Origin of the sequence: Engelhardtia mirabilis (genome assembly GCF_007748095.1) — a bacterium.
Lineage (GTDB): Bacteria > Planctomycetota > UBA1135 > UBA1135.
In genome coordinates this window covers 2,574,342-2,590,945 of the sequence record NZ_CP036287.1, presented here as the reverse complement: position 1 = coordinate 2,590,945, position 16,604 = coordinate 2,574,342, and the positions used below count along the sequence as shown (strand labels likewise).

12 protein-coding genes are annotated in these 16,604 nt (G+C 72.7%); 4 read left to right on the top strand and 8 right to left on the bottom strand.

All coding sequences use genetic code 11. The features are described from left to right. The first annotated feature begins 17 nt into the window (after positions 1–17). Together Pla133_RS09480 and Pla133_RS09475 are read left to right on the top strand one after the other, a co-directional pair. Complete coding sequence (locus Pla133_RS09480) at positions 18–2,015, top strand: formylglycine-generating enzyme family protein (protein WP_145064674.1); 1,998 nt, start codon at positions 18–20, stop codon at positions 2,013–2,015. Between the two features lie 110 nt (positions 2,016–2,125). Beyond that, the gene (locus tag Pla133_RS09475) at positions 2,126–4,291 is read left to right on the top strand and encodes a HEAT repeat domain-containing protein (protein WP_145064673.1); all 2,166 of its coding nucleotides are present in this window, start codon (positions 2,126–2,128) and stop codon (positions 4,289–4,291) included. Between the two features lie 24 nt (positions 4,292–4,315). Here Pla133_RS09475 and Pla133_RS09470 read toward each other — a convergent pair whose 3' ends face one another. From Pla133_RS09470 to Pla133_RS09445, 6 genes are all read right to left on the bottom strand, one after another. Continuing rightward, entirely contained in the window at positions 4,316–6,475 is a 2,160-nt protein-coding gene (locus Pla133_RS09470; RefSeq protein ID WP_145064672.1) for a hypothetical protein, read from the bottom strand. A gap of 82 nt (positions 6,476–6,557) precedes the next feature. Beyond that, positions 6,558–7,682 carry an MBL fold metallo-hydrolase gene (locus Pla133_RS09465; protein ID WP_145064671.1) on the bottom strand — a complete coding sequence of 375 codons (1,125 nt, stop codon included), beginning with the start codon at positions 7,680–7,682 and terminating at the stop codon, positions 6,558–6,560. Further along, positions 7,682–8,314, bottom strand: a complete 633-nt coding sequence (locus Pla133_RS09460) for a hypothetical protein (protein ID WP_145064670.1) — start codon at positions 8,312–8,314, stop codon at positions 7,682–7,684. Before Pla133_RS09460 ends, Pla133_RS09465 begins: the two co-directional genes overlap by 1 nt. Before the next feature lie 76 nt (positions 8,315–8,390). Then, positions 8,391–9,095 carry an outer membrane protein gene (locus Pla133_RS09455; protein WP_145064669.1) on the bottom strand — a complete coding sequence of 235 codons (705 nt, stop codon included), beginning with the start codon at positions 9,093–9,095 and terminating at the stop codon, positions 8,391–8,393. A 4-nt stretch (positions 9,096–9,099) separates the two neighbouring features. Beyond that, entirely contained in the window at positions 9,100–10,644 is a 1,545-nt protein-coding gene (gene hutH, locus Pla133_RS09450; protein WP_145064668.1) for a histidine ammonia-lyase, read from the bottom strand. Between the two features lie 78 nt (positions 10,645–10,722). Next, entirely contained in the window at positions 10,723–12,474 is a 1,752-nt protein-coding gene (locus Pla133_RS09445; protein WP_145064667.1) for a collagen binding domain-containing protein, read from the bottom strand. Between the two features lie 111 nt (positions 12,475–12,585). Between Pla133_RS09445 and Pla133_RS09440 the strand changes: the two genes are divergently transcribed. Beyond that, entirely contained in the window at positions 12,586–14,856 is a 2,271-nt protein-coding gene (locus tag Pla133_RS09440; protein ID WP_145064666.1) for an FG-GAP repeat domain-containing protein, read from the top strand. 87 nt (positions 14,857–14,943) lie between these two features. Here the strand turns inward: Pla133_RS09440 and Pla133_RS09435 are convergent, their stop codons facing one another. Next, on the bottom strand, positions 14,944–15,315 hold the full coding sequence (locus tag Pla133_RS09435; RefSeq protein ID WP_419192292.1) for a hypothetical protein: 372 nt from the start codon (positions 15,313–15,315) through the stop codon (positions 14,944–14,946). Between the two features lie 11 nt (positions 15,316–15,326). Further along, positions 15,327–15,752 carry a hypothetical protein gene (locus tag Pla133_RS09430; RefSeq protein WP_145064664.1) on the bottom strand — a complete coding sequence of 142 codons (426 nt, stop codon included), beginning with the start codon at positions 15,750–15,752 and terminating at the stop codon, positions 15,327–15,329. Positions 15,753–15,951: 199 nt separating this feature from the next. Here Pla133_RS09430 and Pla133_RS09425 point away from each other — a divergent pair, with 199 nt between their 5' ends. Continuing rightward, a complete protein-coding gene (locus Pla133_RS09425) occupies positions 15,952–16,485 on the top strand; it encodes a transposase (RefSeq protein WP_145064663.1) in 534 nt (177 codons plus the stop codon). Positions 16,486–16,604 lie beyond the last annotated feature (119 nt).

Sequence of the window (16,604 nt, the reverse complement as noted above, 5' to 3'; positions counted from 1 at the left end):
GATCGTACTATCGCGCCATGAGCGTCGTCGCACGCACCTTGGTCGTCGGCTTACTCGGACTCGGCGCGGGCCTGGGCGGTGGATACTGGGCGTCCTCCGGGGACGCTCCGTCGCCAGCGCTCGGCGCGGCGGGCATGGACGCGATGGGCGCGGCGAGCCCCGCTTCGCGCCTCGCGGCCGAGATCAGCGCGCGCGAGGACGCCGAGCGTCGCGCCACCGCCGCCCAGGAGCAGGCAGCCGCGGTGGCCGCGCGGTTGCGGGACGTCAGCGATCAACTGGCCTCGGCCCGCGCCGGCTCGGAGCTCGAGGAGCAGGCCGCGGCGCTCGAGGTGACCCGCTCGGACCTGAGCGCGGCCCGGGCGACGCTGGCCGCGACCCGGTCCGAAGCCGAGGCGTCGAGCCTCCGACTCGAGGAAGCGATCTCGGCCCTGGAGAGCGCCAATGCCGAACTCGTCCTCTCGGCCGAGCGTCGAGCCGAGTTGGAACGCGAGCGCGACGCGGCCCTGGCCGAGAACGAGCGCCTCGCCGACCTGGCCGCCGCACGGCAGCTCGAGGTCGAGGCCGCGCGGGCCAAGGTGGAAGCCGCGCTCGCGCGCAGGCAGGCGCTCGAGGACGAGCAGGCCGTGGTGCAAGAGCGGCTGGCCGAGGCCCGCACCGAGCGCGACGACCTCCTGCGCCTGGCCTCCGCGGCGCGCCTCGACGAGCTCGTCGCCGAACTCGACGAGCTGTGGCCGGCGACGCCCGAGAAGGTGCCGGCCATGGAGGCGTGGATCCGCGCGGCACAAGCCGAGTTGGCCGGGCTCGACCACGACCGCTCGGCCCTGGCGCGACTGGAGCAGCGCATCGCCGCCGGTGAAGCGAGCGCCGACGAGCTCTGGTGGGCCCAGCGACTGGGCCGTCTGGTCGACCAGCTCGAAGCGCTGCTCGACCCCGAACACGGGGCCCTGGGCGGCCTGTCGCCGAGCTTCGGTTGGGGCGTCGCGCGCCGCATCGCCTTCGCCGAGACGGTGGTCGACCGGTCCCTGGAGGACCGCGACGCGCGGGAGGCGTGGGCGGAGTCGATCCGCTTCGCGCGGACGTCCGACGACTACCGCGGACTGGAGCTCGAGCCGCAGCTCGGGTTGCTGCCCCTGGGTCCCGACCCCGACAGCGGCCTGCTCGAGTTCGCCTGGCTGGCGAGCGGCAGGGCGACCCCGCGTGGACCCGACGGGCGGCTGGAGCTCGGCGGCGACAGCGCCGCTGTGCTCGTGCTGGTGCCCGGCGGTCGCTGTTGGATCGGCGCCCAGTCCCGCGATCGCGGCGGCCCCAACTTCGACCCCCTGGCCACCGACGCCGAGGGCCCCCCGCGGCAGGTCGAGCTCTCGCCGCACTTCATCGGCAAGCACGAGCTGACCCAGGGTCAGTGGCTGCGCCTGGTGGGCGAGAACCCCAGCCGCTACGGCCCCGGAACCTGGGGCGGACGCGAGGTGGACCTGGCCCACCCGGTCACCAATGTGAGTTGGGACGAGGCCACGACGGCCCTGGCTCGGCATGGCCTGCGCCTGCCCACGGAGGCCGAATGGGAGTGCGACGCGCGCGCCGGAGCGAGCACCGCCTGGTCGACCGGTGGCGATCCCCGTTCACTCTCCGGCTCGGTGAACCTCGCCGACCGCTACGCCGGCGCCAATGGCGGCGCCAACTGGGCCGGGCGCCTGGAGTGGCTCGACGACGGGCACACGGTGATGGCGCGGGTGGACGACTTCCGCGCCAACGCCTTCGGCCTGCACCACGTGCACGGCAACGTGTGGGAGTGGTGCGCCGACGGCTATCAGGATCGGCTGCCGGCTTCGACGGCCCTGGTCGAGGATCCGCTGGTCGACCCGCAGAGTTCGACCCGACGCACCTACCGAGGCGGGGCCTACAACTCGAGCGCCCTCGACGCGCGCCTGGTCCAACGCTCCAGCGCGACGCCCGACGCCGAGGGCGCCGCCCTGGGCCTGCGGATCGCTCGGGATCTGCAGCAGGTCGTCGACTGAACCCCGCGGCGCTGGTTCCGGCGCCGGGTGGGACCAGGACGCCGGACCGCGCCGAGAAACTTCAACCAGGGGCTGCTGAGACTGCGGGTCCGTGGCGGGCTAGGGGGGACATGAAGCGCCTCATCCTTTGCCTTCCCGCCGCGCTCGCCCTGTCGCTTCCGGCCCGCACGGAGCCCCTGGGGCCGCTTCAGGACCAGGCTGGAGCCCCCACGGACCCCTTTCAGGCCGAGGGGGCCACGGACACCGCGGCCCTGGTCGCGCACTACGCGGCCGTGGAGGCCGAGTTGCTGGCGGCGCCGACCGCCGGTCTGGACCCCGCGGCGGCTGCCCGTCGTGCCGCCCTGATCGGCTACCTGCGCGAGTATCGCGAGCGGGCCGACCTGGGTCAGGACCTGCTCGAGCTCGGGGGGCGTCCGCCCTATTTCGTGGATCCGCAGGGGCGGCGCTGCGCGGTGGCCTGGCTGCTGCACCGCAGCGGCGAGGACGCGCTCGTGGACTCGATCGCCGCGGAGCACAACCACGCCTGGCTGGTGGAGCTGGCGGACGACCCGCGGCTGCAAGTGTGGCTCGAGCACAACGGACTCACGGCCAGCGAAGCCGCGCGCATCCAGGGCCCGGTGACCGTGCCGCGGCCGGGGATCGGCGTCGCCCCAGGGGTCGTGACCGGAGGATCGGTCTCCGGTCCGTCCACGGGGGGCAACAACCCCTCGGGGGCCACCACCGGTACGACCAGCGGCGCCGACGTGGGCGACTGGTGGATGTGGTGGGAGATGAACAAGCTCGACTACCTGCGGCCCGATCGTGTCGAGCGGACCATCAGCGCGGTCGACCTCGAGCGCTACGGCCGTCCCGGTGAGGCGGAGCGCGCGACGCTCACCAAAGCCCTGACCGTCCTCGCGGCCGACGATCTGAAGCACGCTCGCTCCGAGGTGCGCGCGGCGGCGGCGCTGGTCGTCGGACGTGTCGAGCCCGAGCGCGCGGGTGAGCTGCTCGAGCCCCTGCTGCACGACTCGAACAGCCAGGTCCGCCACTGCGCGGTGCTCGGGTTAGGCCTCAGCGGGCGCTCCGAGCACGTGCCCTACCTGCGCGCGCTGCTGGTCGGCCGCGACGAACGCGGTCGCGTGGCCGAGGTCTCGCCCTACGGCGCGTACTACGCCGGGATCGCCCTGGGTCTCGCTCGCGAACACATGCCGGCGGAGGTGCTCGACACGATCGTCGCCCACGCCGCGCGGGGCGTGGAAGGCGGGCGCGGTCACGACCCGCAGACCCTGGGCGTGCTCGCCTACCAGCGGCTGACCGACTCACCGCAGCTCGTGCCCTTCACCCGAGCCGTCCTGAACGACGAGAACGCCGGTCTACTGCTGCGCTGCCAGGCGGCCGAGGCCCTGGACAGGGCGAACGACGCGGGGATCATCGCCGAGCTGCTCGATGCGGCCTCCAAGGGCCCCATCGAACTGCGACGCTCGGCCCTACTGGCGCTTGGGTCGGCCCAGAACCCGCTCGCCGCCGATGCGATCGCCACGGCCTTCGAGCTCGAGGCCGAGCTCACCACCCGCGGCTACGCGCTGCTCGCCCTGGGCGGCTGCGGGCGCGAGGAGCACAGCGAGTTCATCGAGCGCCAGTTGCTGAAGGGCTCGAGCAACCTGCGGCCCTACGCGGCCCTCGCACTCGGCATCCACGCGCGGCGCTTCAACGACCCGGGCGACCGCGCGACCCTGCGCGCCGCCCTCTCGCAGCGCCAGTCCTCGGTCACCGAAGGCGCCCTCGTGGTCGCCAGCGGAATCGCCCGCGACGAGCTGGCATTGCAGGCCTCGGGACATCGCCTGCAGGACGCACAGGGGAACATCGACCGCTACCACGCGGCCCTGTCCCTGGGCCTGATCTGCAAGCCGGTGACGGGGGGCGTGCTGCGCGAGGCCTTCACGAGCGAAGACTCCGACCTGCCCCGCGCGGGCATCGCCCTGGGCCTGGGCATGATCGGCGACGCCCCCGACGCGGGGCTGCTCGCGCGGGCGATCGAGACCTCGGCCGCGCCGGAGCTGCGCCAACAGTTCACGGTGGCCCTGGCCCTGCACGATTCGGTCGAGGCCCTGGGCGAGGCCGTAGGCCTGCTCGGGCGCGACGACGTGGCGGCCGGCACGCGCGCAGCCCTCTTGGGTGCGGCCGGGATCCTGGTCGACGGCCGCGACGGCCTGGCCCTGGGCGAGATCGTGCGCGGCAGCAACCCCGACGTGCAGCCGGACTGGATGCGGGAGCTGTGGCAGGTGTCGATCTGAGCGCGGGTCGCCCGCGACGCGCGCTCAACGCGCCGAGCGCGGGCGCAGTTCGTCGAGGGTAATCAGCGCGGCGGCGGTCGCGTAGCTCGCGCCGAGGATCGGCGTGCTGCTGAACGAGCCGTCCGCGCGGCGCAGCTCGAGCACGCGCTCCATCAGCACCAGCGCGTCACGGGGGCTGACATCACCGCAGGCCATGGCCTCCGCCGCCGACAGGTAATCGAAGGACAGGTAGTGGCAGCCCAGTCCCCCGGGGCCACAGTGCATCAGGACCTTGCCGCGCTCGCGGGCCAGGAGGGGCAGGCCGTCGAAGAAGCGCTCGAGGGCGAGCGCCAGGTCCGGGCCCCGGACCTCACCCACCCGCCACAGGGCCATGGCGCAGACGGGCCCGCGCCCCGTCGCCCCTCGCTGCTCCGCATCGCCGGGTTGGCGCACGCCTTCGACGGCCAGGTAGCCGTACCAGTCGTCGGCGGACCGCATGCCCTCCAGGGCGCCGATCGCGCCCTCGATCACGGCGGCGTCGACTGCGGCACCCTGCTCGCGCGCGCGGGCCAGGCCCTGTAGCACCGCGGCCGTGGTGAAGCTCATGGAGATCGACGGCGAGCCCGCCGGATCGTCCGTGGCCGGGGCGTAGTAGCCCCATCCGCCGTCGCGCTGCACGCGACTGGCCAGGTCCCCCACCACGGCGTCCACGGCCTCGGCGAAGGTCTCGGGATCGAGCAACTCGGCAGCCCGCGCCGCGGACAGGGCATCGAGCAGCATCGCGTCGGCCCAGGGCGTGTAGTCCATGCCCGCGGGCTGCGGACGAGCTGTCGCGCGCGATCGGGCGCGCCCCACCACGTAGGCGACCGCCCGCGTCGCTGCGGCGCGCGCGCGATCTCCCGGAGCGCGCAGCAGGGCGCGGGCGGCCACCGCGGTGGCCGACTCCGTGAAGGCGTGGGCCACCGACGCGGGCTCGTCGCGCAGCTCGTGTCCGGCGGCCCAGGAACCGTCCGCGCGCTGCGCGCGGATCAGCCACTCGACGGCTGCTCGCATGGCTTCGGAGGTCTGACGCACCGGCAGGGTCGCGGGCGCCGATGGCCTGACCGCCGCGTCGAAGCGCGTCGGACTCGGCCAGCGGGGATCGGACTGCTCCACCAGCTCCAGCAGTCCGCTGACGATCACCCCGGCCGCCGCCCGGGCACGTGGTTGGTCGGGCAACTCGCTCACCAGCCGCCGCAGCGCGGCGTCGGCCTCGGCCGGCTCACCGGCCGCCAGGTCCAGGGTCGCGCGCAGGGTGAGCGCATTCGCCAGCACCTCCCCGTCGTCGCTGGCCAGGCACGCGGCCAAGAGCGTGGCCGCCTCGTCGAGCTCCCCCAGGCCGATCCTCACGGCGGCCTCGCGCACCTGCAGCTGCGCCAGGCGCGAGGGATCGAGGGGCCGCGCGGCACGCCAGGCGGTCAAGGCGGGCTCGGCCTCGAAGCGTCGCGCGTGGATGTCGCCCGACAGGGTCAGAGCGTCGAAGCTGTCGACGCCGGCCAGCCAAGCGAGGGCGGCGTCGAGGTCGCCCCCACGCTCGAGTTCGACCGCGCGCGCGTAGCGCTCCGGGGGATCGGCCCGCTCCACGGCCTCGGGCCCGGGCGGAGTCGCGGGCGCGAGCTGCTCGCGCAGGAAGGCGTCGACCATCGTCGGGGTATCGACCCGCTCGAGCTCGGCGACGACCTGCCCGTCCGGCTCGACGACGAAGATGCCCCGCCCGAAGGCGAGGGGCCCGACACCATAGGCACCGACGAAGGGCACGGCATCGCCGCTGCGGTACCACAGGGGCACGAAGCGCTCGTTGACCAGGGCGACGACCTCGTCGTCCTCGAAGGTCGTGAACATCGGCACGCGTGTCAGGTCCACGCCGAGCTGAAGGTTGCCGTAGAGGTAGGCCACCAGCAGGATTCGTCGCCCGTCGCGCCGCGCGCGCAGGGCCGCCTGCCTCCAGTCCGGGGCCCAGTCGACCCGCGAACCGCAGCGGGCGGCGAGCTCGGCGAGGAGCGCGTCGTCCACCGCGGTGGCCGTCTCGCCAACCTGCGGCTGGAGCGCTCGGGCCACGGCGCTCGCCGACCCACTCCAGAGGGCCGCGAGCGCAAGGGCTGTGGCGACGGCTGTGCGAGGCGAGCGGACGAGCGTCGCGGCGTCGATTCGGTTGTCGGGAGTCATGGAGCTTGCCGGGCCGCCGGTGTGTGTGGCAGCCGGTGTGTGCGGCAGCCCGACTGGCGCGACCGAAGCCCACAGCCGGCAGTCAGAGCGCGTGCAGTTCGCCGTCCTGCGCGATGGAACAGCCCGCGTCGCGTACCTGCCGCGCGGCGTCGCTGGCGGGGTCGGCGGCGGGGTTGGAGTGGTTCAGGTGAGTGAAGCGCAGCTTGGCCCGGTCCGTTTCCGACAGGGGCGCGAAGCGCTCGAGGCTCTCGAAAATGAAGGGGTGCGGGATCTCGGCCATGGCGCGCCCGGGAAGCTCGTCAGGCCCGAAGAACGTCCCGTCGACCAGGGCCACGTCGACCCCGGCCAGGACCTCCTCCACGGGCGTCTCCCAGCGCTCCCACTTGTCGATGTCCGGCAGGTAGAGCAGGGACCGCTCGGGCCCGCGGATCACGAAGGCCAGGGTGTCGGAGAACTCGTCGCGATGGGGAACGCGCAGGGCCTCGACGACAAGGTCCTCGCCCGCCCGCAGCGGGTGCTCGGGGTCGATACGCGCGAAGTCGAAGCCGCCACCAGCGACACTCAGGGACCAGGGACCGTTGTCGGTCAAGAAGGCCTGCATGGACTCGGTCGCGTACAACCGCTGCCCCGCGGCGCCGTAGGCCTCGCGCCCCAGGGGCAGCAGGCCGGCGTAATGACCGGTGTGCGCGTGGGTCAAGAGGATCCCATCGAAGAGCGGCGGGCGACCACCCTGCGCCGCGGGCGGGCTCCAACCTCGCGGATGGTCGACCGCGACCTCGAGCTGCCGATCGATGTCGGGCGAGGCGTCGATCAGCCAGCGTCGCCTCGCGCGCGGGTCGACCAACAGCAGCGAGGTCACCGACCGCCGGCGCGAGGGATCCTCGCGCGCGGCCACGCAGCACGCGCGCCGGCAGCCGAGCTGGGGCAGCCCGCCATCCTGGGCCGTGCCGAGGACGAGCACGTAGGGGCGATCGGTGGGCGCGGTGGGAGCCGACTCCACCTCGGCCGTCGACAGCCGATCGCGAGCGCGAAGCGCATCGAGCCGCTCTCCTTCCAGGCGCGTGGCCTCGAGCATGGCCTTCGCGCGCGCGGCCTGGGCCAGGGCCTCGTCCCGGGCCCGCTCCGCTTCGCGACCACAGGAACACACCAGTGCGAGCAGTGATCCGACGATTGCGATCCACCGGCCGAGCGCGCGCAGGCCCGCCATCAGCGCACCGGAGACCGGGGCCGCAGGTAATCCGTCATCCCCTCCAGCGCGGGGACGACCAGGGCGCAGGCCAAGAGCAGGCGGCGGTCGATCGCGAAGCCCGCCTTGGCCACCACCCGCAGCAGGTAGGGCTCCGGGTCGGGGTCGCGCAGCAGCCAGGCCACCGGTCCACCGCCCGCGGGCCGCAGCTCGAAGGCCTCTCGCGCGCGGCGGCGGCGCCAGCGCCGGGCCAGGGCCGTGCGTGCATTGCGATCGGCCAACTCGCCCACGGTCGTGCCGTCGGGGCCCTCGACGCGCCACGAGCGCGCCAGCAGCGGACCGCGCGCGTGGGGACGCAAACGCCCGACCACGTCGCCCGCCGAGTCCGGTGCGCGCACCACCTGGGCTTCGCCTTCGGGCGCGACATGCAGCATCAGCTCGCTCGCCTCGCCGTTGGTGAAGACCTCGAACTGCGGACGCAGGAGCGGCGCTTCGTCGGTGCGAAAGGCCACTGTACTCCCCGTCTCGTCGACCGCCATGAAGCAGCCCACGCGCAGCAGCTCCTGATTGCCGCCGGCGATGGGCTTGGTCAGGATCCGCGGGGAGTTGGCCAGGACCGTGTAGCGGTCGAGGGCGAAGATCGGCGGCTCCATGGGGCCATCATCCGCCCGGGGCGGCGCGCCGCAAGGCACGGTCCTGAATAGCTGCGGTCCTCAATAGCTGCGGTCGTCAATAGCTGAAGCCCAACGTGAACGAGAGCTGCCGGTAGTCAGGCCGGCCGCTGACCCCGAGCAGATCCACCGGCTGGCCCTCGAAGGCGCGCCATGCGATCCCGACCCTGGCGTTGGGCGTGAGCGCGAACTGCAGGCCGACCTGGCCGTAGTAACCCCAGGTCGTGTCGCCCTCTTCCACGCCCTGCGCCCCGGTGGCCACGAAGGAGCGCGCACGCAGCAGGGACACGCCGCCGGAGACGTAGGGGCGCAGGAACCCGTCGAACAGCGCCAGCTCCTTGCGCAGACCCAGGGAAGCCTCGATCGAGGACGAGCCCTCGACCGTGGGCACGAAGATCGAGGGGTCCTCGGTCTCCTCGTCCGGGTAGCCGCTGATCGAGTCGAACCAGTCGTCGAGGGAGCCGTCGTAGGGCGCCGAGGTCCACAGGCCGAACTCGACCGACAGGAAGGCCGCCTCCGGCGCTCCGTAGAGCTCGAGGCCCATGACCAGTTGGTCCTCGCCCCCGGGCATCAGGTCGGTGTTCGCGAAGTCGCGGGTGCCGAAGTGCATCTGCCCGTCCTCGCGCCAGCCGGGGTAGTCCACCGGGCCGGGCGGATTGGACTCGGGCGTCACGCAGGACGCGAGGCCGGCGGCGACGACGCAGGCGAGGAGCACTCCGCGGGTCAGGCCTGAGCGGGTCGAGGCAGCGGCGAGGTCGAACACGGCCTCAAGCCTCGAGCGGCGCCCCCATGGCGGCTTCCGCGCGGCGCGTGACCTCGCCGCTGGCGATCAACGCCCGCGCCGCCTCGATGTCGTCGTGCAGGAAGCGATCCACGTCCAAGGGCTCGACCCGCTCGCGCAGGAGGTCGTAGGCCGCCTGGGCGCCGACGCCGGCGCGCAGCTCGCTATGGAACTCGCGGGCCTGGGCCGCACAGAGGTACTCGATCGCGAGCACCGCCTCGACGTTGTCGCAGATCATGCGCGCCTTGCGCGCGGCGGTGACGCCCATCGACACGTGGTCCTCCTGGTTGGCGCTGGTGGGGACCGTGTCCACCGAGGCCGGGTGGGCGTAGATCTTGTTCTCGCTGGCCAGGGCCGCGGCGGCGACCTGGGCGATCATCATGCCCGAGTTCAGTCCGGGCTTGGGCGTCAGGAAGGCGGGCAGCCTGGAGAGGTCCGGGTTGACCATCTGCTCGACGCGGCGCTCGGACACATTGGCCAGGGTGCACAGGGCCAGGCCCAGGTAGTCGAGCACCATCGAGACCGGCTGACCGTGGAATTGGCCCGCGCTGATGACCTCGCCCGTCTCGGGGAACAGCACCGGGTTGTCGGTGACGGCGTTGATCTCGCCGGCCAGGACTTCGGAGACGTGCGCCAGGGCGGTCTTGACCGCGCCGTGGATCTGCGGGATGCAACGCAGGCAGTAGGGGTCCTGCACGCGATCGCAGTCCGTGTGGCTGTCGAGCACTTGGCTGTTCGCGAGCAGCGCGCGCATGTTCGAGGCGGCGCGGGCGTGGCCGGCGTGACCCTTGAGCTCGGCCAGGCGCGGGTCGAAGGGCTTGACGCTGCCGAACAGGCCCTCGAGGGAGAGGGACGCGATGGCGTCGGCGCAGCGCGAAAGCTCGGCCGCGCGCAGCACGACACCGACGCCGGTGGCCTTCATGATCTCGGTGCCGTTGATCAGGGCCAGGCCCTCCTTGGCGACCAGCTCGATCGGCGCCATGCCGAGGCGGGCAAGGGCCTCGCTGGCATCCAGCAGCTCGTCGCCCAGGTACGCGCGCCCGTAGCCCATGGTCGCGGCCGCCAGGTGCGACAGGGGTGCCAGGTCGCCGGACGCCCCCACCGAGCCCTGTTGGGGCACGTAGGGCACGAAGCCCGCGTGGAACAGGCGGATCCACTGCTCGAGCAGCTCCACGCGCACGCCCGAGTTGCCCCGCGAGAGGCCGTTGATCCTCAGCACCATCGCCGTGCGAACCTCGGCGCGCGGCATCGGCTCGCCCACGCCGCAGCAGTGCGAGAGCACCAGGTTGCGCTGCAGGGTGTCCAGGTCGCCCGCTTCGATGGCGACGTTCTTGAGGCGCCCGAAGCCCGTCGTCAGGCCATAGACCACGGCTCCGGACTCGACGGTTCGCTCCACCAGGGCTCGCGAGCTCGCGACGGCCGCGCGCGCCGCGTCGGTCAGGGTCAGCTCGAGGTCGCCACCCCGGAAGAGGGGCTGCAGGTCGGAAAGGGACAGTGAGCGCCCGTCGAGGGCCAGAACGGGGGTGGACATGGGCCCGGGATCATACCGGCCGTGCGCCGCGTGGCACGCCGCGCCGCCGCCCCTTTGACCTCGCGCGGCGCCGATCCGTCAATCCATGGGCCAGCGACGGCCGGCACGGGTCCAGGTCTCGCGATCCTGGCCGACGCGAGCATCCTCGGGCAGGGCCAGGTTGCGCTGCACGACGCCGTCGAGCTCGAGTCCGTCGACGCTCAAGAGCTCCTCGGCCCACCAGACCACGCGCAAGTTCCACTTGCCCGCGGCCAGCCCACCGAGCTCGAAGTCGCGATCGGGCGGCAGCTCGAAGACCTCCCGCGGGCGTCCGTCCAGGATCACTTGCACCGGCAGGGGCTGGAAGCGACCCGACAGGAGCAGTTGCAGCGAAGCCTCGCCCTCCTCCACCGGCACCAGCTCCAGCTCCACCTGCTCGTCGTCCGGGCCCACCGCGCGCACCGCTCGGGTACGGCCATCGGGGGACACCGCCTCGAGCAGGCGATAGGTGGACACATCGGCGCCGCGGGTCAGGAGGAACTCGCCGTTGGAGTCCGTGGTGGTGGTCTGTCGCACCGCCGGCAGGGCCGGCAGGACCTCGGTCTCCAGGAAGCCGCGCTCCTCGCGGAAGACGTCGAGGGTCGCACGCACCGGGTCGGCGGCAACCAGGCGCACCGTGGCACCCGAGATGACCTGGCCGTCGCGAACCACCCGGCCGCGCAGGGTCGGCGCGACCTCGAGGCCCAGGCTCACCTGGCGCGTCTCGCCGGCCGCGATCGTCACCCGCGTGCGGTCCGGGTTGCCCACGGCGCCCGGGCGGAAGACGTAGGCGTAGAAGGTCCCCGGCGGCAGGCCCGTCACCGTCACCGGCTCGGAGCCCAGCTCGATCGGGTTGACGCGGTACCAGGGGTAGGTGCGGTTCAGCCCCCCGTGGGTCGGCACCAGCACCACCTGGGCCGGGCCCGGTCCGCCGACGTCGTTCGCCAGCTCGAACACGACCGTGGCCGGGTCCTGCATGTTGAAGACGAGCCGGCTGGGTTCGGCCACGAAGGAGCGCGCGATGCCGGTCTCGCCGCGGAAGGGCGAGTAGTCCGGATGGTCGATCTCGACCAACACCGAGCGACCGGCGGCGATGTGCGGGATCAGGAAGTTGCCCTTGGCGTCGGTCAGGGTCGACTGGCCGTCGATGGTGATCGTCGCCCCGGCGACCGCCTCGTTGCGCTGGTCGAGCACCCGCCCCTGGGCTCCACCGGGCTGGGCGTAGACGATGTTGAGCAGCGTCTCCTTGTCCTGCTGCAAGCGCACCTCGCGCTTGGAACCGAGGATCCGCGGGCCGCGCACCTCCACCACTTCCAGCCCCGGGTAGAGGTCGATCGCCCCGAAGACCCCGTCGGCGCCGGTGGTCAGCTCGCGTCCGTCGTTGGGGCCACCGAGGAGGCTGATCGTGGCCTGGGCTCCGGCGCCGTCGAGGTCGGTGATGCGGCCGCGCAGCTGGGCCGTGGCGCCGGTGCCGAGGGGCGGGCCGCTGGGCACGTCCGGCAGCAGCGCGGGGCGCACCAGGTCCAGGTGGATCTCGAGCGGCCAAAGGACGGTGCTGGGGCCGTACTGCAGCTCGTCGCTGCGCTCATCGGGCGCCACCGAGACCAGCTCGACGATCCGCGCGGGATCAGCGGCCCCACCCTGCTGGAGCACGCTCGGCGTCGGCAGGGCCACCTCGGGCTGTTCGACCGCGTCGGTGCCGAGGTTGCCGTCCTTGAGGAAGACGAGGGTGAAGACGACCGCGCCCAGAATCGCTCCGGCGGCCAGGAGCAGGGCGGACGCGCGACCGGAGGTGGGGTTCGAAGCTGTCATGCGGGGAATGAACTTAGTCCCCGATGAGGCCGGGGTCACGGGCACCGATCGTCTACCTGTCCCGCGCCTGCCCCGTTGGACCCCGGGGGACGGGCGGACACAATCCTGACCATGGTCGTCCAACGCGAGTCCCCCACGCGTCGCTTCGGCGTCGCAGCCCTGTTGAGCGCGGCGCTTGCGGCTTGTTCGAACGACGGCGCGGCCCCGGGGCCCGCCGCGGGCACGCGGGCGCCCGCGGACGCCGACGTCGACCGGGCAGCTCCTGCGTCGACCGCCCGGCCCACCTACGAGGGCCCCCCGCGCCTGCTCGCGCGCCAGGAGGTCGAGGTCCCGGGCCGGGCCATCGGCGCCGCCGCGGCCGACCTCGACGGGGACGGCCGGGCGGACCTGGTGGTGACCCTGGAGGAGCCGGGGACCCTGATGGTCTTCGCCTCGTCCACCGGCGGCCTGGCCGCGGCGCCCCGGCGCGTCGACGTGGGCGGGTTCCCGCTGCCGGCGGTGGTCGCCCACGACAGCGCCGGGCGGGAGTTGTTCGTGGCTTCGCGCACGACGGAGGAACTGCAACGGGTCGACGCCAGCGGCGCCGTGGTCGAGCGCTGGCCCCTCGGGGCGTCGCCCCGGGCCATCGCCACGGGCGACCTGGGCGTCGACGGCAGCGCCGACGTCGTGGTCGCGGTCAAGGGCGAGCGACTGCACGGCTTCGGCGCCGGTGGCGAGGCTTGGAGCGCGGACTTGCGCGGTACTCGCCCGACCTGTGTGCTCGTGGCCCGTGACGGCGCGACCGTCTGGGTCGGCACTCAGCTCCCCCCGCAGTTGCACGGCTACTCGGCGAGCGACCTGGCCGGCGGCGCGGCGCAGCCGATCGCCTCGATCGATCTCGCCGGCATCCCCCGCGCCCTGGCCGAGGCGGATGTCGACGGCGACGGGGACACCGAGCTGGTCTGCGCCGGTGGCGACGAGGACCTGTGGCTGCTCGGCATCGATGCGGGCGGCGGGTCGCAGGCTTGGGGCGAGGTCGCCCCCCAGCGCCAGCGCGCACCGGGACTCGTCCCCGTGGCCCTCGAAGCCGCCGACCTCGACGGCGACGGGAGCCCCGAGCTGCTCACGATCCAGTTCTACGACTCGGGCTACGGTGCCGTCGGCAAATGGAACTCCCAGGCGCGCCGCTTCGCCCTGAGTCTGTCCGAGTACGCGGGGCAAGCCCCGGTGGACCTGGCCGTGGCCGACTTCGACGGCGACGGCACGCGCGACCTCGCCATCGCCAACAGCGACGCGCGGCGCGTCAGCATGCTGCCGGGCACCGGCCTCGCCGCGCGCGAGAAGGAGTCCTTCTACCAGGCGCGGCGCAACCCGGTCGGCACCAACCCCCTGGCCGTCGGCGCCGGCGATCTCGACGGTGACGGACATCCCGAGGCGCTCGTCGCCAACGGGAGCGACGGCACTGTTTCGGTGCTGCTCAATCGCTATTCGATCCTGGGCGAGCGGCGCGACGTGGCGGTGGGTCCGTCCCCGACCGAAGTCGTCGTGGTCGACTTGAACGGCGACGGCAAGAACGACGCGGTGGCGTTGGTGCGTCCGCCCGAGGGAGCGCGGCTCGCCATCCTCGTGGGCGATGGAACGGGCGCACTGGACGGCTCGGCCGTTGCGGCGGTCGACCTGGGCGGCGATGCGAGCGACCTGACCCTGGCCGACCTGAACGGCGACGGTGGCCGCGAGCTCGTGGTCGCCGATCCCTTCGGCGCCCGGCTCGTGATCGTCGACGTGCCGCGCCCATTGCCGGCGGGGTGGACCCCCACCGCGACCCCGATCCCCGTGGGCGGCGCCCCCTCCGCCGTCGCGCCCTTCGCACTTCCCGACGGTCGCGACGCGATCGCCGTGGCTTTCGGCGGCGGCTCGCCCAAGCTCGTGCTGTACGAGCTCGCCGGCGGCAAGCTGCGCGAGTTGGCCGACGCCCCCGCCAACGGCGACCCCGCCGACCTGGCCTGCGGCGACTTCGACGGCGACGGGCGCACCGACGTGGCCTGGCTCGCCAGGCGCGCCCCCGGCGACCCCCAGGGATTCCTGCGCCTGTACCTCGCGCGCGACGGCGCCCTGCAACCCGGACCCGAGTACCCCACCGGCCTGGCCCCGGCCGAGATCGTCGCCGGCGACCTCGACGGCGACGGCCGCTGCGACCTGGCCGTCGCCGCACAGAACTCCCACAACGCCAACGTCTGGCTCGCCGCCGAAGGTGGCAGCCTCGTGCGCTGGCCCGACCTCGGCGCCGGCCTCGGCTGCCTGGGGATCGAACTCTGCGACCTCAACGCCGACGGCCGCCTCGACCTCCTGGTGGCCAACGCTTTCAGCCACGACCTGTCGGTGATCTACAACTTGCCGCGCTGACCTCACTTGCCTTCGCGCGCCGAGCCCAGCGGTAGGTCGATGGCGAACTCCCCGGTCGACAGCGCCTCGTGCCGCTCCCCGCTGGGGCTACTGCCGCCACCGCCGCCAGCGCACCCGCAGGCGAAGGAAGCGGTGCTTGATCCAGCGCCGGATCCGCGACTCGATGCGCGGGGAGGCGGCGAAGAGCAGGGGGATGCCGATGTAGGCCAGGAAGCCGCCGGGCAGCACCGGGGTCAGCCAGAGAAGTAGGCCCACGACGGTCAGCACGACACCGAGAACCGTCAGCGCGACGCGCTTCCATGGCGGTCGGTGCAGGCCGTAGTACATGTGCGCGCGCTCGACCTCGACCAGGACTTCGAAGGTCTGGATCGGGCCGGCGGGGGCGTGCTCGTCCTCTACGACGGGAGGTCCTTCGGCCTCGGCTTGGGGCGGACGGGTCTGGTCGTCGAGTTGGAACAAGGGCGGTGCGCTCAATCGAGCTGCTCGAGCATGGCGAGCAGGCCGGGGTGCAGTCGCAGGGAGCCGCGGGCGGGGTTGCCCGTCTCGGCGGCGGCGCGGCGGGTGGTGCCGATCAGGCCGTGGGGTCCGCCGAAGCTGGCGAGGGTCTGGCGCACAACACCGGTGAAAGCCGCGCGGTCTGCTTCGGTGCGCCGACCGAGCTCGTCGGAGTAGACCAGGCCCAGGCCCTCGAGCAGGTTCTGGGGCACGCCCGCGGTGTCCCCCACCGGCAGGCGTTGGGGATCGAAGTTGACCACCGTCACGTCGATCCACGGACCACCGTTCGTCTGTTGGCCGGTCAGGTGCACGTCGGCGGCGGCGGCCAGCAGACCGCGCACCAGCTCCGCGCGATCTGGCTCCAGCTCGGCGATGCCGGCGGCGATGCGCCAGCAGCGCACTTGGATGGCCGAGCGCGACAGAACCTAGGTCGGCACAAGGTGCACCTCGATCCGCAACATCGGGACCCTCGACGCCAGCACGCGCCGGAGCTTCAAGGTCATGCTGAGAGTGCCCCTCGAGACCGCTCGCGCATGGAGCATCCGAGAGGCGGCGAGAGGCCTGTGGTCCTACAAGAGCAAGACCTGAACCAAGTGGGCCTTGGGCAACTGGCTTGCCAGGGCGAGGTGGTCGAGGCTGCCCCACGTCGAATTTGTCGCCAGGATGGCCAGCGAGCACTTCTGCGGCATCCTCGACGCCGTCGTCCTAGGGCTGGCGGACGGCGTCGCCGACTCGGTCGACGCCAAGCTCCAACGCGTGAAGCGCATGGCCTGTGGATTCTGTCTGAGGGTGCACTCCCGCAATGCGATCTACTTCTACTTCGACGGGCTGGATCTCATGTCGTCAGCGCACATCCAACCCGGAATCCCCACTCGCATCTGGTTCGGCCTCAGTTCGAGTGTGGCCCTTGCCCACGCCGGCTGCGACGATCTCAATCCGAGCCCCCCAACCCCTTCGAGTTCTATGCTGTTGGCACGCCGATCTCGAGTTCATCAGCGCGCGCCCGCCTTTGTAGAATCGTCAAGGTTGATCAAATCTCGTACCCCTGGCGCACGGTTCATCTCGATAGCATCAATCAGGCGAATCATCACGGCCGCGAAGGCAATAGAGCTCCGAACGACACAAGAAGCATGACCGAGAGCTCCAGCACGAATTCTTGGGCGCCCTAACCCGAACCGAAACCATTGGATAGGCCCAGGGCCAGGGCCTGGGCCTGGGCCTGGGCCTGGGCTCCCGAAATGTAGGATGGGGCG

Excerpts from the sequence above, each read along its gene's own strand:
- Pla133_RS09480 (WP_145064674.1), top strand. The coding sequence starts at position 18 with ATGAGCGTCGTCGCACGCACCTTGGTCGTCGGCTTACTCGGACTCGGC.
- Pla133_RS09475 (WP_145064673.1), top strand. The coding sequence starts at position 2,126 with ATGAAGCGCCTCATCCTTTGCCTTCCCGCCGCGCTCGCCCTGTCGCTT.
- Pla133_RS09470 (WP_145064672.1), bottom strand. The coding sequence starts at position 6,475 with ATGACTCCCGACAACCGAATCGACGCCGCGACGCTCGTCCGCTCGCCT.
- Pla133_RS09465 (WP_145064671.1), bottom strand. The coding sequence starts at position 7,682 with ATGGCGGGCCTGCGCGCGCTCGGCCGGTGGATCGCAATCGTCGGATCA.
- Pla133_RS09460 (WP_145064670.1), bottom strand. The coding sequence starts at position 8,314 with ATGGAGCCGCCGATCTTCGCCCTCGACCGCTACACGGTCCTGGCCAAC.
- hutH (WP_145064668.1), bottom strand. The coding sequence starts at position 10,644 with ATGTCCACCCCCGTTCTGGCCCTCGACGGGCGCTCACTGTCCCTTTCC.
- Pla133_RS09445 (WP_145064667.1), bottom strand. The coding sequence starts at position 12,474 with ATGACAGCTTCGAACCCCACCTCCGGTCGCGCGTCCGCCCTGCTCCTG.
- Pla133_RS09440 (WP_145064666.1), top strand. The coding sequence starts at position 12,586 with ATGGTCGTCCAACGCGAGTCCCCCACGCGTCGCTTCGGCGTCGCAGCC.